Here is a 20677-nt window from a genome sequence, read left to right as displayed (position 1 = left end):
ACGCGTCCGACCGGCGTCGCTGCCCGCCTCCTGCGCAGCGACGCCGGTCGGACGCGTCGGTGCTCCGGAGGATCAAGCGTGTGCAGGCAGGCAACTTGCTCCGGCAGTATTACGCGGCGGCCACAGGTCCCTGGCAGACGGCACCAAAGGGCCCGTCTCCACGGATTCGGCAGGGCCGGACGGCAGCGCGCCGGGCTCCGGAGGGTTCTGTGCCGGGACTTCGGGAGTGGCGAGCATCGACCGGGAGGGCGTCGCCGGATCCGGCCGTGGGCGCCACGCCGAATCTTCGGAGGCAGTGATGACCGTGGTGGCACAGCCCGTGGTGGGAGAGGCCGAGGGCGCCGGGACCGAACGGGCCTGGCACGGCTTCGAGGGGCAGCGGTGGCGTGAGCGGATCGACGTACGCGACTTCATCCAGGCCAACTACACCCCGTTCGGCGGGGACGCCGGATTCCTGACCGGCCCGACTGACCGCACACGCCGCGTGTGGGGGAAGGTCACCGCGCTGTTCCCGGAGGAGCGCCGCAAGGGGATTCTCGACGTGGACGCGGCCACGCCGGCCACCATCACATCGCACGCACCGGGCTACATCGACCGGGCCGACGAACTCATCGTCGGCCTCCAGACCGACGCCCCGCTCAAGCGCGCGATCATGCCGAACGGCGGTCTGCGGATGGTGCAGAGCAGCCTGCGCGCCTACGGCTACGAACCGGATCCGTTCGTCACACGCGTCTTCGGCTCATACCGCAAGACCCACAACGAGGGTGTCTTCGACGCGTACACGCCCCAGATGCGCGCCGCCCGCAAGGCGGGCGTCATCACCGGCCTGCCGGACGCGTACGGCCGCGGCCGAATCATCGGCGACTACCGGCGGGTGGCGCTCTACGGGGCGGACCGTCTGATCGAGGCCAAGCGGGCCGAACGCGCCAGACTCGACGCCCTGCCCTCGACGGATCCTGTCATCCGTGACCGCGAGGAGATCGCCGAGCAGATTCGGGCCCTGGACGAGCTCAAGCGGATGGCCGCCGGTTACGGCTGTGACGTCTCCCGGCCCGCAGCGACCGCCCACGAGGCAGTCCAGTGGCTCTACTTGGGCTACCTGGCTGCGGTGAAGGAGCAGAACGGCGCGGCCATGTCGCTCGGCCGCGTCTCCACTTTCCTCGACGTCTACCTGGAGCGCGACCTCGCGTCCGGGATCGTCGACGAGCCGCGCGCGCAGGAGTTGATCGACGACTTCGTTATCAAGCTGCGCATCGTACGGTTCCTGCGCACGCCCGAGTACGACGAGCTGTTCTCCGGAGACCCCACGTGGGTGACCGAGTCCATCGGCGGCATTGGCGAGGACGGCCGGTCCCTGGTGACCCGCACGTCCTTCCGTTTCCTGCAGACCCTGTACAACCTCGGCCCCGCACCCGAACCCAACCTGACCGTCCTCTGGTCGCCCCGGCTGCCCGACGGGTTCAAGCGGTTCTGCGCCCGGGTGTCCATCGACACGAGCTCCATCCAGTACGAGTCGGACGAGCTGATGCGGCCGCGCACCGGGGACGACACGGCGATCGCTTGCTGCGTCTCCGCCATGGCGGTGGGCAGGCAGATGCAGTTCTTCGGCGCACGGGTCAACCTCGCCAAGGCGCTGCTGTACGCGATCAACGGCGGACGCGACGAAATGACCGGCGAGCAGGTCGCCCCTGCGTCGCCGCCGCTCACCGGCGAGTACCTCGACCACGACGAACTGGCCGCCGCCTACGACCGCGTGCTCGACTGGCTGGCGGTGACCTACGTGGGCGCCCTCAACGTCATCCACTTCATGCACGACAAGTACGCTTACGAGCGCCTGGAGATGGCACTTCACGACCACCCGGTGCAGCGGACCCTGGCCTGCGGGATCGCTGGCTTGTCCGTCGCCGCCGACAGCCTCTCGGCCGTCAAGTACGCCCGGGTGAAGGTGATCCGGGACGACAGCGGGCTGGCCGTGGACTACGAGGTCGAGGGCGACTACCCGGCGTACGGCAACAACGACGACCGCGCCGACGGCATTGCGGTCGGCCTGGTCCGCTCGTTTCTGGCCAAGGTGCGGCGCCACCCTGCCTACCGCGGAGCCGAGCACACCCAGTCCGTGCTGACCATCACCTCCAACGTGGTCTACGGCAAGCACACCGGCAACACCCCCGACGGCCGGCGCGCCGGACAGCCTTTCGCGCCGGGCGCCAATCCGATGAACGGCCGGGACCGTCACGGCATGGCCGCCTCCGCACTGTCGGTCGCCAAGATCCCCTACGACGAGGCCCGCGACGGCATCTCCCTGACGTCGACGGTCACTCCCGACGGCCTGGGCCGCAGCGCCGGCGAACGGATCAGCAATCTGGTCGGACTGCTGGACGCCTACATCGCGTCGGGTGGCTTCCACATGAACGTCAATGTCCTGGACCGGGCGACCTTGGAAGACGCCATGGAGCACCCGGAGAAGTACCCGGACCTGACGATTCGCGTCTCCGGCTACGCCGTCAACTTCGTACGGCTCACCCGCGAACAGCAGGGCGACGTCATCAGCCGCACGTTCCACGGCGCGACATGAGCACCGGACACACAGCACCTGCGGAAGGCGGGACGGCGAGCGGCCGTCCCGCCGCCGACGGGCTGACGGGACATGTCCACTCATGGGATCTGTCCACCGGCGTGGACGGCCCGGGAACCCGCTTCGTCCTGTTCACCAGCGGCTGTCCGCTGCGCTGCCTGTACTGCCAGAACCCCGACACCTGGCACCTGCGCGACGGCCGCACGGCCACGGTCGACGAGATCATGACGGAGATCGGCAAGCACCGTTCCTTCCTCACCGCCGCAGGCGGGGGAGTGACCCTCAGCGGCGGCGAACCCTTGCTCCAGCCCCGCTTCACCGGTGAGGTGCTGCGCCGGTGCAAGGAGTTGGGCCTGCACACCGTGCTGGACACCTCCGGTCTCCTCGGCGCACGGGCCGGGGACGACCTGCTCGCCGATACGGACCTGGTGCTGCTCGACATCAAGTCCTTCGACGCCGGGACCTACCGCAGACTCACCGGCGGCGCGCTGGCCCCCACACTCTCCTTCGCCACACGCCTGAAACGGCTCGGGGTCCCCATGTGGATCCGCTACGTACTCGTCCCGGGATGGACCGACGACGAAGAGGCCGTCGACGGCCTGGCCGCCTTCCTCGCCGGGCTCGACCATGTCGAACGCGTCGACGTCCTGCCCTTCCACAAACTGGGCGCCCCCAAGTACGAAGCCCTCGGCATCCCTTTCCCCTTGCGCGCCACGCCCGCGCCGGATGTTCAGCTGGTGGAGCGGGTCCGAGGTCAGTTCCGCGCCCACGGCCTGCGAGCGGACTGACAACGCCGGCCGTTCGTGGCCGCCGCAGGGCCGAAGGTCCTGTCCACCTCGGCGACCGGGCCACGGACGGCAGGTCCCGATGGGCCTCTGCGCGGGGACTGTTGCCGCCCGATTCCGCACCGCCCGGGTGACAGGGTCAAGTCACGGCCGAGGCGCCGTCGCCGGCGGAGGCAGCACTCTCCGGCGAGAGCTCCACGTCGCGCCTTGAGCTCAACTCCCTTCTCCCACTGCGCCAGAGGAAACCATGTCCTTTCACGTCGACTCCGAGACCGGCCGACTCAAGCAGGTCATCCTGCACCGGCCCGACCTGGAGCTGAAGCGCCTGACTCCGACGAACAAGGACGCGTTGCTCTTCGACGACGTTCTCTGGGTCAAACGAGCCCGGGAGGAGCACGACGCCTTCGCCGACACCCTCCGCGACCGCGGAGTCCGTGTGCACCTCTTCTCCGACCTGCTCACCGAGACCCTGGCCAGGCCCGCCGCCCGCACCCTCATCCAGGACCGCGTCTTCGACGAGCGCGAGTTCGGCCCGCTCGCGACCGACCGGATGCGCGGGCACTTCGACTCCCTGGAGCCGGCCGAACTGGCCAAGTGCCTCATCGGCGGTGTCACGAAGAGGGAGTTGCTCGGGCGCGTGAGCCCGGTGCCGAGCGTACGGCTGCACGCCATGGCACCCGACGACTTCCTGCTGGCCCCGCTGCCCAACCACCTGTTCACCCGCGACACCTCGTGCTGGGTGTACGACGGCGTGAGCGTCAACCCGATGAAAAAGCGGGCGCGGCGCCGCGAGACCGTCCACTTCGAAGCGATCTACCAGCACCACCCCCTCTTCGAGAAGGGGGAGTTCCAGCGGTGGACGGACGGGGAGGCGGCTTATCCGTCCACCATCGAGGGCGGCGACGTCCTGGTCATCGGCAACGGCGCGGTACTCATCGGCATGAGCGAGCGCACCACCCCGCAGGCCGTGGAGAGCCTGGCCCTGCGCATGTTCGCCGCGGGCTCCGCACGGCGCGTGGTGGCGCTCGACCTGCCCAAGAGCCGTAGCTTCATGCACCTGGACACGGTGATGACCATGCTCAGCGGCGACACCTTCACCCGTTACGCAGGGCTGGGCATGCTGCCGTCCTCCACGATCGAACCCGGCTCCGGCGGCCAGGGACTGAAGATCACCGATCACGAGCCCGAGGACATGGACCAGGCCATCGCCGACGCCCTCGGCCTCGATGCCATCCAGGTACTCACCCCCAGCCAGGACGTCCGCTCCGCAGAACGGGAACAGTGGGACGACGGCTGCAACGTACTGGCCGTGGAGCCGGGTGTCGTCCTGGCGTACGAGCGCAACGTCACCACCAACACACATCTACGCAAGAGCGGCATCGAGGTCATCACCATCCGAGGCAGCGAACTCGGCAGGGGCCGCGGCGGCCCGCGGTGCATGAGCTGCCCGATCGAACGCGAAGCGGCCTGACGCACAGTCAGCCTCCCCCCTTCCGTATCACCACCCTTACTCGTCAAAGAATCAAGGAGCCGAGCCACCATGGCCGTCGATCTGCGTCACCGTCCCTTCCTCAAGGAACTCGACCTCACCCCGGACGAGTTCCGCCACCTTCTCGAGCTGTCCGCGCACCTGAAGGGCGCCCGTCACGCGGGCACCGAAGAAACCTGCCTGCGCGGCAAGAACATCGCAGTGATTTTCGAGAAGACATCCACGCGCACGCGCTGTGCGTTCGAAGTGGCCGCGCACCAGGAGGGCGCCCATGTGACCTACCTGGAGCCCTCCAGCTCGCAGCTCGGCCACAAGGAGTCCATCAAGGACACAGCCAGGGTCCTGGGACGCTACTACGACGGCATCGAGTACCGCGGCAGTGATCAGCGTCTGGTGGAGGAACTGGCCCAGTACGCCGGCGTCCCGGTGTGGAACGGGCTGACGGACCAGTGGCACCCCACACAGTCACTCGCGGACGTGCTGACCATGTTGGAGCACACCGACAAACCTCTGACCCAGGTGTCGTTCGCCTACCTCGGTGATGCCAGGAACAATGTCGCCAACTCCCTCCTGATCAGCGCCGCGATGCTCGGCATGGACGTGCGCATGGTCGGCCCCCGCTCCCTGCAGAGCGCCCCCGAGCTGGTGGCCGAAGCCCGCGCGACGGCCGCCTCCACCGGGGCACGGATCACCGTGACCGAGGACATAGCCGAGGGCGTCGCGGACGTCGACTTCGTCTACACCGACGTATGGCTGTCCATGGGGGAGCCCCCGGAGATGTGGGACGAGCGGATCGCCCTGCTCAGGCCGTACCAGGTGACCATGGACGTGCTCAAGGCCACCGGGAACCCGCAGGTGAAGTTCCTGCACTGCCTGCCGGCCTTCCACGACAGCGACACCACCGTCGGCGCGAAGATCGCCGCACGGACCGGCATGACCGCAATGGAAGTCACGGACGAGGTCTTCGAATCCGCCCACTCCATCGTCTTCGACCAGGCGGAGAACCGGCTGCACACCATCAAGGCCGTCCTGGTGGCCACCCTCGCCGACTGACACCCATCCGTCTGCACACCTAGGAAAGGCACCCCATGCGTGTCGTCGTCGCACTGGGCGGCAACGCCCTGCTCCGCCGCCAGGACCGGCCGGACGCCGCCGTACAACTGGCCAACATCCAAGCGGCGGTGGCCGCCCTGGCCCCTCTCGCACTTCGGCACGAGCTGGTGATCACCCATGGCAATGGTCCACAGGTCGGGGTTCTCGCCCTGCAGAGCGCAGCCGACCCCGCCCTGACCCGCCCGTACCCATTTGACGTCCTCGGGGCGGAGACCCAGGGCATGATCGGCTACTGGCTGCTGCAGTCCCTGCAGAACGCCCTGCCGGACCGCCAAGTCTGCGCCCTGCTCAACCAGACCCTCGTCTCCGCAGCCGACCCTGCCTTTGCCGACCCCGAAAAGTTCGTCGGCCCCGTCTACGAACGGGCCGAGGCCGAGCGGCTGGCCGCTGAGCGTGGCTGGACGGTCCGACAGGACGGCACCCACTGGCGGCGGGTCGTGCCCTCACCTCTCCCGCAGCGCGTCGTGGAGACACGCCTCATCCGCCTGCTGCTGAACTCCGGTGCCGTGGCAGTGTGCGCCGGAGGCGGTGGCGTACCCGTCATCCGGGACGAGCAGGGACAACTCACCGGCGTGGAGGCCGTGGTCGACAAGGACCTCACCGCCGCCCTGCTGGCCGAGGCCCTCGACGCCGACGCGCTCCTGCTGCTCACCGACGTATCCCACGTCGAACTCGGCCACGGCACCCCCGAAGGGCAACCCATCGGCCACACGACTCCGGCCCGGCTGCGGGCGCACCACTTCCCCGCTGGCTCGATGGGCCCCAAGGTCGACGCCGTCTGCCGCTTCGTGGAACTGACCGGCGGTATGGCAGCCATCGGCGCCCTCGACGACGCGCAGGCCATCCTCGACGGCGCCACCGGCACCGTCGTCACCCCGAGCGGCCGCCACAGTGACGGCGCCCCCCACACACCCCAGGACCCGAGATGACAACCAGCAGCGCCAACAGCGTTTCCCCCGCGCCGGAACCGGCGAGGCAGGACGCCGACCCGCAGGACACCGACCTGAAGGGTGCCCCGGTTGGCAAGCGCCGCTTCACCTTCCCCTCGGCCTTCACCGTGCTGGTAGCGGTGACCGTCGCGGTGTGGGCCCTGACCTTCGTCATACCTGCCGGCCGGTACGACACCAAGGACGGCAGCCCGATCCCGGGCACTTATCACTCGGTGGAGCTGACGACCGGCTTCTGGGCCCGGCTCAAGGACCTGTTCCTCGCACCCGTCAACGGCCTGTACGGAGTCACCGACCCGGAGAGCGCACTCACCGCGCCCGGCGGCAGCGGCGACTTCGCCGGAGCGGCCGGGGTGTTCCTCTTCATCCTGGCGGTCGGCGCCTTCATCACCGTCACCATGCGCACGGGCGCACTCACCCTCGGCGTCGCCCGTCTCGCCCACCGCCTGCGGGGCCACAGGACACTGCTCCTCGTGGTACTCCTGACCGTCTTCTCCCTCGGCGGCACCACCTACGGCATGGCGGAGGAAACCCTCGGCTTCTACGGACTGATGATCCCCCTCATGCTCACACTGGGATACGACCGCATGGTCGCCGCGACGGTCATCATGGTCGGCGCCGGCGTCGGTACGCTCGCGTCCACGGTCAACCCCTTCGCCACCGGCGTCGCCTCCGACAGCGCGGGCATCGGTACCGGCGACGGGATCGTCCTGCGGCTGGCGATGTGGGTCTGCCTGACCGCACTGGCGGCAGCCTATGTGGTGCGCTACGCCCGGAGGATCCTCGCGGACCCCGCCCGGTCACTCGTTCCCGTCACGGAGGAAGACCAACTCCTCAAGAGCGATGTCCAGGAGGCGGCGCAGCTCACCGGCCGTCAGCGCATCGTGCTCTGGACCTTCGCGGGCACCTTCCTCTTCATGATCTTCGCCGTGATTCCCTGGGCCGACCTCCACATCACCTTCCTGCCCACGCTGGGCTGGTACTTCCCCGAACTCGCAGCCCTGTTCATCGTCGCGGCGATCGCCGTCGGCCTGATCGGCGGCCTGGGGGAGAAGGGCACGGCGACCGCGATCACCGGCGGGGCCGGGGACTTCATCGGCGCGGCGATGATCGTCATGCTGGCGCGCGGAGTCACTGTCATCATGAACAACGCCGCCGTGACCGACAGCATCCTCGACGGCCTGCACAGCGCGGTCTCCGGTGCGTCCTCCGGCGTCTTCGGCGTCCTGATGTTCGTCGTCAACATCCCGCTCGCCTTCTTCGTGCCCTCCTCGTCGGGGCACGCGGCCCTGGCCATGCCGATCCTGGCGCCGCTGGCCGACTTCGCGGGGGTCAGCCGCGCCCTCGTGGTCACCGCCTACCAGTCGGCCTCGGGCTGGGTGAACCTGATCACCCCGACCTCCGCGGTCGTCATGGGCGGCCTGGCGCTTGCCAAGGTCCGCTACGACCGGTACCTGCGGTTCATGGCTCCGCTGATGGGAGCACTCCTGGTGGTGATCGCCGGCTTCCTGGCGCTCGGGGCGATGCTGGGCTGATGTGTGAGTGAGAACGGCTGTAGCCGTGGCCGGCGACCGAACCTTTCGGTCGTCGGCCACGGACGTGTGCCCGGAACGTGCGGAATATGTCCTACCCCCTTTGTCTGTCGTCCACGGGACTCCGTGCCCCGTGCCGCCTTCGCTGATCCGAAGGCTCCGGGGGTTCCCAGGGGCCTGTTGACCCCGTGCGCGCCATACGGCCCTCGCCCGCGACGAAGGCGAACTGCACCGGCTTTGCCTCCTGGCGCTGTTCCCGGGAGCGGACATGAACAACGCCGTCCCGAGGGACTGTTGGCGGCACCGAGTGGTCCGTTCGCCCCCATGGCCTGCGCCGCCCGCGCAGGGACATTGGCCAAGGGCGCGCACACGGCGTGTCCATGAGGAAAGGTTCCTACGTCATGGCTCTGCACCAGCACCGTCAGCCGGTGACGCGCTTCATCATGAGGCGCAAGGCCGCCTCAGCCAGAGCATCCGGCACTCAAGCAGGCACCGACGTCCGTGAACTCACCCTGCCCCTGACCGTCGCGCGCACCGCGGCCATGACCCGCCTGCTGACCGCGTTCACCTTCCTGTGGGCTTTCGGTGACAAGGCGTTGGGCTGGGGATACACCACGCCCGCGGGCAAGGGATGGATCGACGGCGGGTCACCCACCAAGGGTTTCCTGAGCCATGTCGCCGCCGGACCGATGGAGGAGACGTTCCACTCCTGGGCCGGTGCCGCCTGGGCGGACTGGACCTTCATGCTGGGCCTGCTCGGCATCGGTGTCGCCTTGGCGAGCGGCGTCGCCCTGCGCGTCGCCGCAGCAGCGGGCACCGTGATGATGGCGCTCATGTGGGTTGCCGAGTGGCCTCTGGCCAGGCATCTGTCGGACGGCAGCCTCAGCATGTCGACGAATCCTCTGGTGGACTATCACGTCCTGTACGCGGCCGTCCTCGTCACGCTCGCCGCAATTGGTGCCGGCCGCACCTGGGGCCTGGGCACTATCTGGGAGCGCCTGCCCCTCGTCCGCCGTAACCGTTGGCTCCTGTGACGACATCCGGAGACCCGGCGCCGCCGCATCCCTGTCGGCCCCTGCCCGCCACGCGGGCGCTGAACCCAGGCTGTTCGGGACACACACCCCAGCACTCATCGGAAGGGCGACGGACATGACCGTACGCATCGGCATCAACGGTTTCGGCCGCATCGGCCGCAACTTTCTGCGCTGCGTCCTGGAGCGCGCGGAAGAAGGCAACGGCATCCCGGTGGAGGTGGTGGCGGTCAATGACCTCACCTCCCCGGAGACACTCGCTCACCTCCTGAAGTACGACTCGACATACGGACGGCTGCACCGCACCGTCGAGCACGACTCCGAATCGATCACGGTCGACGGACACCGCATCGCGGTCACATCCGAACACGATCCCGCCGCTCTGAAGTGGGACGCGCTGGGTGTCGACGTGGTCATCGAGTCCACGGGACGCTTTCGCACCAGGGAGGCCGCCGGCATGCACCTGAACGCCGGGGCGCGCAAGGTGCTGCTGTCCGTGCCGGGCAAGGGAGTCGACGCCACTATCGTCATGGGCGTCAACGAGGACACGTACGACCCGGAGTCCGACCACGTCATCTCCAACGCCTCATGCACCACCAACTGCGTGGCGCCGATGGTGAAGGTGCTCAGCGAGCGGTTCGGGATCGTCAAGGGCCTCATGACCACGATCCACGGCTACACCAACGACCAGGCCGTTCTCGACGGCCCCCACAAGGACCTGCGCCGGGCCCGTACGGCCGCAGTGAACATCATCCCGACCAGTACCGGCGCCGCCCGCGCCGTCGGCCTCGTACTCCCCGGCCTCGCGGGCACCCTGGACGGCATCGCGGTGCGTGTACCGGTCGAGGACGGCTCCCTGACCGATCTGAGCCTCGTGCTGGACCGCCCCGTCACAGCCGACGAGGTCAACACCGCGTTCAGGGAGGCCGCCCAGGGAGAGCTCAAGGGCATTCTGCGCGTCAGCGACGCACCGATCGTCTCGCGCGACATTGTCGGCGATCCCGCTTCCTGCATTGTCGACGCCCCGCTGACGCAGGCTCATGGCGACCTCGTCAAGGTCTTCGGGTGGTACGACAACGAATGGGGCTACACCAATCGTCTCCTCGACCTCACGGAGTACGTCGCCGTCCGCCTCGGCGACCGGTGACGCGGACTCGTAGACGGTGAAAGGAAGGGGCGCGACGATGGGCAGGAAAGTACGGCTGAGGCGGTGGCGGCGCAATCCCCTGCGTCGGCGCTCGTACGTCGTGGAGGGCTGGATCATCCTGGCCCTGGCATCAGTCACGTTCGTCGCCGCTCCCCTGCCGGTGCGGTGGCGTGCGAAGCGGTCCGAGACGCCAGGATGCACGAGCGCCACGAGCGGCATGTCACCGCCGCGACGCTGGTGGAGGACGCCGCGCCCGCCGCCGCGGGGGCCACACGCGCCAGCGCCGTCGCGCGCTGGACTGCCCCCGACGGCACGGCGCGCACCGGCCGGGTGCCGGTCACCGGCCAACCGAGGGGCGGTGCACGGGTCGACGTCTGGACCGACATGCACAGGTCGGTGACCACCGCGCCGGTCAGTGCGGCAGCCGCACGGCTCGACGCGGTACTGGCGGGTGTCGCGATTGCTGCGTTCATCTGCTCCCTGGCGTTGGCGGGCCGCCGGATCGTGGGGTGGCAGCTGGACAGACGCCGCAGCGAGTTGTGGGCGCGAGAGTGGACCCGAGTGCCCGCGATGGGATCGCAGAAACGCCTGACCGGGCAGGAGTTGGAGCCCATCGGGCCCGGGCCCGGGACCTTTGGGACCTCCGTCACCGACCGGCTCGGCATAAGGCTGTAAGCGACCCCCCCGGCGAACGGGTGGTCACCTGGTCGGCCCTCGCGACGGCGGCCGACCCGGGCCCGTGCACAGCGACGAGGGAGCCTTCCATGACTCGCCTGAACCAGGTGAACACCGCACCGCGAACCAGTCCCGAGGACGTCCCGTCCGACACGGTCATCGCCGTGAACCGGCTGGTGGACAACGCCTCGAAGGCACTTGTCGGCTTCGAGTCCCTCACCCAGGAGCAGGTCGACCATATCGTCGCCAAGGCGTCGGTGGCGGCCTTGGACCAGCACACGGGCTTGGCGCGGCTGGCGGTGGAGGAAACCGGCCGTGGAGTCTTCGAGGACAAGGCGGCCAAGAACATGTTCGCCTGCGAGCATGTCACTCACAGCATGGCCGGTACCAAGACGGTCGGGGTCATCGCCCGCGACGACATCGAGGGCGTGATCGAGATCGCTGAGCCCGTCGGGGTCCTGTGCGCGGTCACTCCTGTCACCAACCCCACGTCCACCACCATCTTCAAGGCCCTGCTGGCCCTGAAGACACGCAATCCCGTTGTGTTCGCCTTCCACCCGTCCGCCCAGCAGTGCAGTGCCGAGGCCGCCCGGATCGTCCGGGACGCCGCGGTCGCCGCGGGTGCCCCCGAACACTGCGTCCAGTGGATTGAGACCCCGTCGATCGAGGCGACCGGCCTGCTCATGCGCCACCCCGGCGTGGCGCTGATCCTCGCGACCGGCGGCAACGCCATGGTCAAGGCCGCCTATTCGGCCGGAAAGCCCGCCGTGGGCGTCGGCGCGGGCAACGTACCCGCGTATGTGCACCGCAGCGCGGATCTGCGCCGGGCGGTCAACGATCTCGTCCTGTCGAAGTCCTTCGACAACGGCATGATCTGTGCCTCCGAACAGGCGGTCATCCTGGACGCCGACATCTACGACGACGCACTCGCGGAGTTCCGCCGTCTGCACGCCCACCTGGCGACGGCCGAAGAGAAGCGGAAGCTGGAGGCGTACCTCTTCCCAGCCGGCCCGGCGGGCGGTGAGCCGAAGGTGAACCCGGCGGCCGTCGGGCAGAGCCCGGCGTGGATCGCAGAGCGGGCCGGCTTCACGGTGCCCGCGGACACCTCCCTCATCCTCGCGGAGGCCGGCCGCGTCGGGCCGGACGAGCCGCTGACCCGTGAGAAGCTCTGCCCTGTCCTGACCGTGCTGCGCGCCGGATCCACCCAGGAGGGCTTCGACCTCGCCGCCGGTATGGTCGCCTTCCACGGGCAGGGCCACAGCGCCGTCATCCACACCGGTGACCCGGCCCTGGCCGAAAGCTACGGGCGGCGGATGAAGACCGTGCGCATCATCGTGAACTCCCCGTCCTCCCAGGGCGCGATCGGCGGGATCTACAACCGCCTCCTGCCGTCCCTGACCCTGGGCTGCGGCTCCTGGGGCAGCACGTCCGTCTCCGACAATGTCTCGGTGGCCCAACTGCTCAACATCAAGCGGGTCACGACCCGGCAGAACAACCTGCAGTGGTTCAAGGTGCCCTCGAAGATCTATTTCGAGCCGCAGGCCGTCCGCTACCTGGCCTCGATGCCCGGCGTGCACCGTGTCACGGTGGTGACCGACGCCACGATGACCCGCCTCGGCTATGTTGACCGCGTCACCCGCGTGCTGCAGCAGCGGCGCCAGCCGGTGACCATCCAGGTCATCGACGATGTCGAGCCCGAGCCGAGCATCGACTCGGTACAGCGAGGGGCGGCGCTGATGCGTGACTTCCGGCCCGACACCATCATCGCCCTCGGCGGAGGCTCCCCCATGGACGCGGCGAAGGTGATGTGGCTGCTGTACGAGCAGCCCGACGTCGACTTCTCCGACATGAGGCAGAAGTTCTCCGACATCCGCAAGCGCGCCTTCCGCTTCCCGGTCCTGGGCGAGCGGGCCCGCCTGGTCTGCATCCCCACGACGTCGGGCACAGGTGCCGAGGTCACCCCCTTCGCCGTCATCTCCGACCCGGCCACCGGCAAGAAGTACCCCCTGGCCGACTACGCCCTCACCCCCAGCGTCGCCATCGTCGACCCGGTGCTCACCGCCGATCTGCCCGCCTCGCTCGCCGCCGACAGCGGCTTCGACGCCCTCACCCACGCCACCGAGGCCTATGTGTCTGTCTACGCCAACGACTTCACCGACGGCCTGGCTCTGCACGCCATCAAGCTGATCTTCGAGAACCTCGAAGCGTCCGTCACCGGCGGCACCCGGCAGCGCAAGGCGCGCGAGAAGATGCACAACTCCGGCACCATCGCCGGCATGGCCTTCGGCAACGCGTTCCTCGGCATCGTCCACGCGATGTCCCACACGCTCGGCGCCACCTTCCACATCGCGCACGGACGCACCAACGCAATTCTCCTGCCGCACGTCATCCGCTACAACGGCACCGTCCCGTCCAAGCTGACGGGCTGGCCCAAGTACGAGAGCTACCAGGCTCTCGAGCGGTTCCAGGACATCGCACGCGCTCTGGGACTGCCGGCCGCCACACCCGCCGAGGGCGTGGCCTCCTACGCCGCGGCGGTGGAACGGCTGCGTGACGCGGTCGGTATCCATCCGTCGTTCCGCGCCCTGGGCATCGACGAAGCGGCATTCATGGCTGCCCTGCCTCAGCAGGCCCTCAACGCGTACGAGGACCAGTGCGCACCGGCCAACCCCCGTATGCCGATGCTCGATGACATGGAGGACATCATGCGCGCGGCATTTTACGCCGACCCACACCTCGTGCCTTCCGCCTAGCCGCCGTTTTCACCCGTACGGACCGATAGGCTGTCCGCGTCCAGCGGGTGAAAGCGGAGGAGAGGCGCGTTGAGCATCGAGGAGTCGTTGTCACGTACGCCTCAGATGCGGCTCGACGAGCTGCTCGAAGAGCTGCAGGCGCGCATCAACGCGGCTCGCGGTACGCGCGACCGGGTGCACAGCCTTCTGGAAGTCGTGGTCTCGGTGGGCCGCGAGCTCGACCTTACCCAGGTGCTGTGGCGCATCGCCGAGGCCGCCGCTCAGCTGGTCGACGCGCAGTACGCGGCGCTGGGTGTGATCGGGCCGGACGGACGGACGCTGTCGCAGTTCCTGACCGTCGGTCTGACGGAGGAGGAGATCGCCAGGATCGGGACGCTGCCGGCCGGGCATGGGCTGCTCGGTGAGCTGATCCGCAACCCCGAGCCTCTGCGCCTCACCGATCTCGGCGCCCACTCGGCGTCTTACGGCTTTCCCGCCCATCATCCGCCGATGCGTACGTTCCTCGGTGTGCCGATCCGGGTGCGCGACGAGGTGTTCGGCAACCTCTATCTGACCGACAAGCGGGGTGGCCAGGACTTCGACGCCGAGGACGAGGTGGTGATCTCCACGCTCTCCGTGGCCGCAGGTGTGGCCATCGACAATGCCCGGCTGTACGAGGCGTCGCAGCGCCAGCGGCGGTGGCTGCAGGCGAACGCGGAGATCACCAACGGACTGCTCTCCGGCAAGCCCCGGCTGGAGGTCCTGGAACTGATCGCCCGCCGCGCCCGGGAGATCACCGGTTCGCGAGTCGCGGATATGTCCGTGCCCGTCGCCGGGACCGACGACCTGGTCGTCGAGCTCGCCGTCGGTGCCGACGACGACACACGCCGGGGCCTGGTGGTACCGATCGAAGGCACCCTGTCGGGCGCCGCCTACCAGACCGGTACGCCGGTGACGACGGTGGGCCTGGCCGACGATGCCCGCTTCACCGCAGGCCCTGCGCGGTTCGAGGGCCTGGGGCCGGCCGTGGCCGTACCCCTGGGGACTGCGGCCAAGGACACCCGAGGCGTTCTGCTGCTGGCACGCGCCAAGGGCGAGCCCGTCTTCACCGAGGGGGAGCTGCAGCCGCTGCTGACCTTCGCCGGACAGGCCGCGCTGGCTCTGGAACTGGCCGAGCGCCGGCGTGACGCCGAGCAGCTCGCGCTGCTGGAGGACCGGGACCGTATCGCCCGAGACCTGCACGACCTAGCCATCCAGCGGCTGTTCGCCACAGGCATGACCTTGCAGAGCGCCGCGCGTCTCGTCGAGCACGCTGGCGCCGCGGAGCGTGTGCAGCGCGCGGTAGGGGACCTCGACGAAACGATCAAGATCATCCGTTCCACGATCTTCGGCCTGCGGGCCCGGGAGGACGAAACCGGACCGAGTCTGCGTGCGCGCGTCGCCCGCGCCGTCGGCGAAGCCGGTGCGGCGCTGGGATTCCCGCCGCGCCTGAGCATGGAGGGTCTGCTGGACACGGATGTGCCTCCTGCGGTGGCCGACCACATCATGGCAGCTCTCGGCGAAATGCTGAGCAACGCCGCCCGGCACGCGCAGGCGACGCGTGTGGAGGTGTCCCTGCAGGCCACGGCGGACGAGGTCGTTCTCACCGTGACGGACAACGGAAAGGGCATCCCGGCCGACGGCAGGCGCAGCGGACTGCAGAATCTCGGCGAACGCGCGGGCAGCGTGGGCGGCGTGCTGGACATCCGGACTCCGGCCGAGGGCGGCAGCCGGCTCATATGGCGGGCTCCACTCGCCACTGTCCGCGAGGCGTGAAGGGACTCCCGCGACGGGTCGGCGCACGGGGAAGCCGCCAACGTTCTCAGACCCTGAGCCTGGCACCCGTGATCAGGTCGGCCTGGATGCGCAGAGCGGCGTTCGTGGCGGAATGGACCAGCCACGGGCTGAGCCTTGCCGCATAGCGGGCGAGGTCCCCGGGATCCGTGACCCGGCGGGCGTAGCCGGTGATGACGACGCTCCATCCGAGATGGGTCTCGGGGTCGATCACGTCGGCCTCGTAGGCCACGACGACACCTGTCGCGTCGGCCGGTGCCACGATCGAAGTGAGAAGCTGTGTCACATCCTCTTTTGCAGGTCACGGGGCATGGAGGATGATGGTGATCCGGTTTGCCGTTCGGTTGGGCGTCGATGGTCGCCGTTCCGAACGCCGACGGCAGCACGTTGGTCTTCAGACGGTTGCGAGGGTGGCTGGCAACGCCTCGGTCTTGCGGCGGGGGCGGGCCAGGCGGCGCGACATGAGCGTGATGAACGCCCACTGGATGTGAGCTTCGGCGTGGGACATCAGTCGCTCGTAGTCCCTCGCGTTGCGCCGGGCCCGCATTGTCCATGAGTTTGACCGTTCAATCACCCACCTCTTGGGCAGCAGAACGAAGCCCTTGGCGTCCTTGGGGCGGGGGACGATCTTGATCGTGATGCCCAGGGTGTCCTGGGCCCAGGTGCTGAACTCTTCGCCTCCGTAGCCGTTGTCCGCCCAGACCAGGACGATTTCGGGGTGTTCGGTGTGGAGGCGGGCGAGCGGGATGCGTGCCGCGTCGCGGTCCTGGACGTCGGCAGGGGTGACGAGCAGGTCGACGAGCAGGCCGTCCTGGTCAACGAGGAGATGTCGCTTCCTGCCATTGATGTGTTTGTTTGCGTCGTATCCGCGTGTCGCGTTCGACACTGTTTCTGCACCTTTGACGGACTGGGAGTCCACGATCACCCGGACCGGCCAGGCACAGCGCTGACGGCGCAGCCGCAACCGTCGGCGGAGCTGGTCAAGGATCCGCTTGAGCGCGCCGGCCTTTGCCCAGCGGGCGAAGTAGCCGAATACGGTGCGCCACGGGATGCCGAAGTCAGCGGGCAGCGCCCTCCACTTCGCCCCGTTATCGGTGATGTAGCGGATGGCGTCGACCACGCGGCGCCGGGGCCATTTCTCCGGGGCCCCGCCCTTGGGGGTCTGGCAAGCGGGAGTGGGGAGGAAGCCCTTGAGCAGGGCCCATTCGACGTCACTGGTGTCGGAGGGGTAACGGTAGCGGGGCAGCAGCATGACGATGCCGGGCCGCGACCGGTGGATGGGCCAACTGCGGGGCGGTCGCGGCCCGATGCCTCTCGTGCTTCGGTTCACTCCAGATTGGCCAGCAGCTGAAGGGTGGATTCGATCGCACCCATCTGCGCCATGACCGTGCGGATGTAGGGATCGTTCGGGGTCTTCTTCTGGTGCGGGAGGAGGGTCCCGGCGACGAAGTTCTCCACCCGGTGGTGGACGGCCTCGAAAAACGCCCGTTCGTAGCCGATCCACACCTCCGGCGCGTCGTCCAGCATGCGGTATCCCCACTTCCGGTCCCAGGTCACGGGCGGAAGGCCCGTCGCGGCCGAGACCTGGCGCAGATGTGCGAGCCCGGTGTGGACCTGGGCGCGGGTGCGTTCGGTGGCGGCCATCAACTGGACGATGGTCAGGCCGGCGGGACGGGCTTCCAGCAGGGCGCTGAGGATGGCTTCGGCGTGGACATGAGCGGGGACTCCCCGCCCCATCGCCTACTCACCCGAGCCCTTCAGCAGCTTCTGAAGCTGCTCGTCGAGGTCGACCTCGCCGCGGGTGACGGCGTTCTCGATCCAGTCGGCTGCGGCGCGTACCCGCGAAAGCCCTCGCCCGATCGTCTCGCGTTCACCGTCGTCGTAGTGCTCGCCGCGCAGGTTCGGCACGATCCTCCCGGCCGTGGCCACGAACTGCGCGCAGGCCGCGACCAGGTCCATGAACTGGGCGCTGTGCTCCATGCGGTGCAGCTGCGGGGCGGCCTCCTCGTGCACGAACTGGGCCTGCTGACGGAACCGATCGAACTGCGCCTCATTAACGGCATGCCGGGCCGTGTCATCGGCCATGGCCTTCGAAGCAACTGTCGGACGGCGCAGGAAGTCGGCGGTCACCACCGCCGCGACCGCGTCGTCGCTGGCCAGGTCATGGATCGCCTCCACCTTCTCCTGGACGCTCTCCGGGGAGTCGACCTTCCAGCCCACCACCCGTTTCGCGCTGTCGTGCGTCCACCTCGCAGGGCCTCCCCGGGGATGGGGCGGGGGGGGTGTTGACCGCCTCGAAACGCTCCTGCTCATCAGGGATGCTCGCCAGGACCTTGTGGATGGTGTGCGAGACATCTGCCCGCCGGCGCTCCTTCGGCCAGCGCGAGGACACCCACCGGTAGCCGCGGACCGTCGTGTAGGCCAGGCCGACGTCTTCCGCGAACATCCGGATGGCCTCACTGACGGTGAACAGGTCGTCCTTCCCGGACGGATTCACACCCCCATACGAACGCATCGGCTCGATCTCCAGGGCCGCATCCCCAAGCCGCCACTGGACGCCGCTCATCGTGGCTACCCAGTCCCGCCCCAGCTTGACCAGCTCGTCGTAACGGTCCCGGGTCACACTCCCGATCATCGCGGACATCCGCACCCACCCCCACGGGCCCGGCGCGGCACCCTTCGTGCCGTCAACTTGCCGCAAACACCCGCCACTTGGCACCATCCGGCGGTGCTGGACCAGTCGCCAGGGCGCACCGGCCCGGCGCACGGAGCAGTCCTGCCACAGCAGAGCGCGCGGTCTCACACCCCGCCTCGCCCCGTGCGCCGCCGGTGCCAGGACCGTTTGCGGCAACGGGGAGAGCAGCACCGTGCCGAGGCAGGATGGTCCACCCCGACCACCCAACTCACCCCACACTCCGGACAGTTCGCCGTCCGGGCCGCCTGGACCGCCTCGGTCCGCACCCGCGCCCGCCGCAGCCGACGCCAGTGTCGCGAACGGCACGCCGACGAACAGAACACCGCTGCCGCCTTCGCCGACGGCATCAGCGGACCACCGCACCCACGACACAACCGCGGCCCCGCATCGTCGCCCGTGACCACGATCAGCCGCAGCCGGGGAACACCGTCCCTGCCCATCCTGGTCAGGCGAGGTCAGTCAGGTCCTCCGCGAAGACCTGTGACAGAGGCTGCGGTCCCACGTACTGCTGGCAGTTGCACTGGCCAGCCTCGTAGCGCAGCGGCTTCTTGTTCTCATCCCAGGCCGTTGGCACTTCGACGCGTTCGTGGCACTGGCCCTGCTTGTCGTGCTTAGCGAGATGGTGCGTGCATCCGCACACTGGCTCCGGCGGCTTGTGAGCCGCTTCGACGGCCAACCGTTCCTGCTTCGCCGCCTCCAGCAACTGCATCTTGCGTTCATGCCGATTGCGTAGTGCGGTACGGACGTTTTCGGCTGCCCACCCGAAGCCGCCCGTCCAGAAGATGATGAGAACCCACCAGAACCAGTCCACCAGCTGCCCCTTCCCCCTGTCCTGCTGTGGGCCAGCATAGATGGCTCATCCGAGGCGCTTGGTCTTGTCATGTAGGCCTCAGACACAGCTTCTCAGCACGTCGGTCACCTGCCGGGCCGCCGCCGGGGAGAGACCAGCGGTGACTTGCCCGGAAGTAAGGACCCGGGCATACGTCCCCGGCCCGTAGGCGACCAGAGCCGCCGCGAGCGAGGCAGCGGCCGTCTCGGCTGGCCCCGCACCCCACCGGGGTTCGTCCTCGGCAGCCAGCGCCTGGCGGGGGAGCTCACGCCGGGCGGCGAGGAGTACGGCGAGGGCCTGGGCGTGGGCCGCGTCCAGCGTGATGGTCAGCAGAGCGGGGCCGAGCTGGTGAACCCGGTGCCCAGAGAGGCCGTGCGCGGCGAGAGCCCGCCGCAGGCCCGTGCTCAGCACCGCCGGGTCCTCGACACGGTCGGCCGGACCGGATGGCACGGCCACGGCCGGTGCCCGCTCCACTTGTTCACGCAACGCTGCGACGGCGGCCGGGACGACCTCCAGGAGCTCAGAAGCCTCCGGGCTGAGCTCGGACAGCGCCCCAGCGAGGACCTCCAGCGCGGTGGCCGCATCCTCGAAGGCTCCGCTGCTCCACCGCTCAGGTCCTGCGGCGTCGGCGAGAGCGCACACGGCGATCACCGCGCTCTCGGCCAGCGGGTCCAGGGGGGTGGTGGAGTGCTTCATGTCCCGCCCAACGAGTACGGCCAGTCCGCGTGATGCTGGCCATCCATGATCGCTGCTGGACCCTCGCCTTCGACGGCCACGCCCGGCCAGGGGCCGGTGAGGATGGAGTGGGTCCCGATCCGGCGCCACACGATGTGGCGTCCGTGGCGCAGCTCCCGTCCGTACGACCACGCGGCGCGCCGGTCCGGCGCCCAGGTGAGCTCGTAGGCGCCGGGGGCGACCCGCACCCCCTTTACGCGCAAGCCGGGCCGGAATGACCGGCCGGTGCGGAGGTCGGGGACGAAGGCTTCGAGGACGACGCGGCGGAAGCGTCGCCGCTGGGCGGGGGTGAGGTGATGGAGGTCGGTGGTGAAGCGGGGAGCGTCTCGAAGGTCGGCACGAAAACTCCTCCAGGAAGCACGAAGCCCCCCGGCGCGAGGGCGGGGTACGGATGGGCGCGTGCGGTGAACCTGGGTCACCAGGGGCTGGGTCGCGCTTGATTGCGTTCGGTGGTGAGTCACCGGTGCGTGGGGTTGGGACCGGAGAGCGATGACATTCGCTCGCGGTGCGGGGCAGGTTCCCGCCTGGCGGGCTCCTGAGAAGAAAGTTCGGCCGCTGC

The 20677-nt window shown here is 69.0% G+C and carries 18 protein-coding genes and 1 pseudogene; 11 read left to right on the top strand and 8 right to left on the bottom strand.

The annotated features are described in order from the left end of the window. Positions 1-298 precede the first annotated feature (298 nt). From pflB to OG293_RS00435, 11 genes are all read left to right on the top strand, one after another. Positions 299-2575: a formate C-acetyltransferase gene (pflB, locus tag OG293_RS00485; protein ID WP_405996739.1), complete on the top strand. Its 2277-nt coding sequence runs from the start codon at positions 299-301 to the stop codon at positions 2573-2575. Further along, positions 2572-3363, top strand: a complete 792-nt coding sequence (pflA, locus tag OG293_RS00480; protein WP_405996738.1) for a pyruvate formate-lyase-activating protein — start codon at positions 2572-2574, stop codon at positions 3361-3363. The genes pflB and pflA overlap by 4 nt, the downstream gene beginning before the upstream one ends. A gap of 244 nt (positions 3364-3607) precedes the next feature. Further along, on the top strand, positions 3608-4831 hold the full coding sequence (locus OG293_RS00475) for an arginine deiminase (RefSeq protein WP_405996737.1): 1224 nt from the start codon (positions 3608-3610) through the stop codon (positions 4829-4831). 69 nt (positions 4832-4900) lie between these two features. After that, entirely contained in the window at positions 4901-5902 is a 1002-nt protein-coding gene (gene argF, locus OG293_RS00470; RefSeq protein WP_405996736.1) for an ornithine carbamoyltransferase, read from the top strand. A 35-nt stretch (positions 5903-5937) separates the two neighbouring features. Further along, positions 5938-6891, top strand: coding sequence for a carbamate kinase (locus OG293_RS00465; protein ID WP_405996735.1), 954 nt, complete (start codon positions 5938-5940; stop codon positions 6889-6891). Then, the gene (locus OG293_RS00460; RefSeq protein WP_405996734.1) at positions 6888-8444 is read left to right on the top strand and encodes a YfcC family protein; all 1557 of its coding nucleotides are present in this window, start codon (positions 6888-6890) and stop codon (positions 8442-8444) included. The genes OG293_RS00465 and OG293_RS00460 overlap by 4 nt, the downstream gene beginning before the upstream one ends. 398 nt (positions 8445-8842) lie before the next feature. Then, on the top strand, positions 8843-9475 hold the full coding sequence (locus tag OG293_RS00455; RefSeq protein WP_405996733.1) for a hypothetical protein: 633 nt from the start codon (positions 8843-8845) through the stop codon (positions 9473-9475). Positions 9476-9590: 115 nt separating this feature from the next. Then, positions 9591-10619: a type I glyceraldehyde-3-phosphate dehydrogenase gene (gap, locus tag OG293_RS00450; protein WP_405996732.1), complete on the top strand. Its 1029-nt coding sequence runs from the start codon at positions 9591-9593 to the stop codon at positions 10617-10619. Positions 10620-10814: 195 nt separating this feature from the next. Then, complete coding sequence (locus OG293_RS00445; RefSeq protein WP_405996731.1) at positions 10815-11294, top strand: hypothetical protein; 480 nt, start codon at positions 10815-10817, stop codon at positions 11292-11294. Positions 11295-11383: 89 nt separating this feature from the next. Continuing rightward, positions 11384-14047, top strand: a complete 2664-nt coding sequence (adhE, locus tag OG293_RS00440; RefSeq protein WP_405996730.1) for a bifunctional acetaldehyde-CoA/alcohol dehydrogenase — start codon at positions 11384-11386, stop codon at positions 14045-14047. 105 nt (positions 14048-14152) lie between these two features. Further along, positions 14153-15841 (top strand): GAF domain-containing protein, encoded by a 1689-nt coding sequence (locus tag OG293_RS00435; RefSeq protein WP_406003460.1) that lies wholly within the window; start codon positions 14153-14155, stop codon positions 15839-15841. A 46-nt stretch (positions 15842-15887) separates the two neighbouring features. On the opposite strand, the pseudogene OG293_RS00430 reads toward OG293_RS00435, so the two are convergent. The 8 genes and pseudogenes from OG293_RS00430 to OG293_RS00395 all read right to left on the bottom strand — a co-directional run. Continuing rightward, positions 15888-16133: pseudogene (locus OG293_RS00430) on the bottom strand (pyridoxamine 5'-phosphate oxidase family protein); the annotation flags it as partial. 120 nt (positions 16134-16253) lie between these two features. Then, entirely contained in the window at positions 16254-17111 is an 858-nt protein-coding gene (locus OG293_RS00425; RefSeq protein WP_405996729.1) for an IS5 family transposase, read from the bottom strand. Positions 17112-17185: 74 nt separating this feature from the next. Beyond that, positions 17186-17596, bottom strand: a complete 411-nt coding sequence (locus OG293_RS00420) for a RacP protein (RefSeq protein WP_405996728.1) — start codon at positions 17594-17596, stop codon at positions 17186-17188. Between the two features lie 3 nt (positions 17597-17599). Beyond that, complete coding sequence (locus OG293_RS00415) at positions 17600-18082, bottom strand: DUF6192 family protein (RefSeq protein ID WP_405996727.1); 483 nt, start codon at positions 18080-18082, stop codon at positions 17600-17602. Next, entirely contained in the window at positions 18021-18482 is a 462-nt protein-coding gene (locus OG293_RS00410) for a DUF6192 family protein (protein WP_405996726.1), read from the bottom strand. The genes OG293_RS00415 and OG293_RS00410 overlap by 62 nt, the downstream gene beginning before the upstream one ends. A gap of 517 nt (positions 18483-18999) precedes the next feature. Further along, positions 19000-19365, bottom strand: coding sequence for a hypothetical protein (locus OG293_RS00405; protein WP_405996725.1), 366 nt, complete (start codon positions 19363-19365; stop codon positions 19000-19002). A gap of 78 nt (positions 19366-19443) precedes the next feature. Then, entirely contained in the window at positions 19444-20079 is a 636-nt protein-coding gene (locus OG293_RS00400) for a hypothetical protein (RefSeq protein WP_405996724.1), read from the bottom strand. Then, the gene (locus OG293_RS00395) at positions 20076-20306 is read right to left on the bottom strand and encodes a hypothetical protein (protein WP_405996723.1); all 231 of its coding nucleotides are present in this window, start codon (positions 20304-20306) and stop codon (positions 20076-20078) included. The genes OG293_RS00400 and OG293_RS00395 overlap by 4 nt, the downstream gene beginning before the upstream one ends. Between the last annotated feature and the right edge of the window lie 371 nt (positions 20307-20677).

Source organism: Streptomyces sp. NBC_00829, from assembly GCF_045161795.1.
Taxonomy (GTDB): domain Bacteria; phylum Actinomycetota; class Actinomycetes; order Streptomycetales; family Streptomycetaceae; genus Streptomyces.
Note: the sequence above shows the minus strand (reverse complement) of the source record. Positions and strands in the feature narration are given on the sequence as shown.

Coding starts and splice junctions, on each gene's coding strand:
- pflB (WP_405996739.1), top strand. CDS start 299: ATGACCGTGGTGGCACAGCCCGTGGTGGGAGAGGCCGAGGGCGCCGGG.
- pflA (WP_405996738.1), top strand. CDS start 2,572: ATGAGCACCGGACACACAGCACCTGCGGAAGGCGGGACGGCGAGCGGC.
- OG293_RS00475 (WP_405996737.1), top strand. CDS start 3,608: ATGTCCTTTCACGTCGACTCCGAGACCGGCCGACTCAAGCAGGTCATC.
- argF (WP_405996736.1), top strand. CDS start 4,901: ATGGCCGTCGATCTGCGTCACCGTCCCTTCCTCAAGGAACTCGACCTC.
- OG293_RS00465 (WP_405996735.1), top strand. CDS start 5,938: ATGCGTGTCGTCGTCGCACTGGGCGGCAACGCCCTGCTCCGCCGCCAG.
- OG293_RS00460 (WP_405996734.1), top strand. CDS start 6,888: ATGACAACCAGCAGCGCCAACAGCGTTTCCCCCGCGCCGGAACCGGCG.
- OG293_RS00455 (WP_405996733.1), top strand. CDS start 8,843: ATGGCTCTGCACCAGCACCGTCAGCCGGTGACGCGCTTCATCATGAGG.
- gap (WP_405996732.1), top strand. CDS start 9,591: ATGACCGTACGCATCGGCATCAACGGTTTCGGCCGCATCGGCCGCAAC.
- OG293_RS00445 (WP_405996731.1), top strand. CDS start 10,815: ATGCACGAGCGCCACGAGCGGCATGTCACCGCCGCGACGCTGGTGGAG.
- adhE (WP_405996730.1), top strand. CDS start 11,384: ATGACTCGCCTGAACCAGGTGAACACCGCACCGCGAACCAGTCCCGAG.
- OG293_RS00435 (WP_406003460.1), top strand. CDS start 14,153: ATGCGGCTCGACGAGCTGCTCGAAGAGCTGCAGGCGCGCATCAACGCG.
- OG293_RS00425 (WP_405996729.1), bottom strand. CDS start 17,111: ATGCTGCTGCCCCGCTACCGTTACCCCTCCGACACCAGTGACGTCGAA.
- OG293_RS00420 (WP_405996728.1), bottom strand. CDS start 17,596: ATGGGGCGGGGAGTCCCCGCTCATGTCCACGCCGAAGCCATCCTCAGC.
- OG293_RS00400 (WP_405996724.1), bottom strand. CDS start 20,079: ATGAAGCACTCCACCACCCCCCTGGACCCGCTGGCCGAGAGCGCGGTG.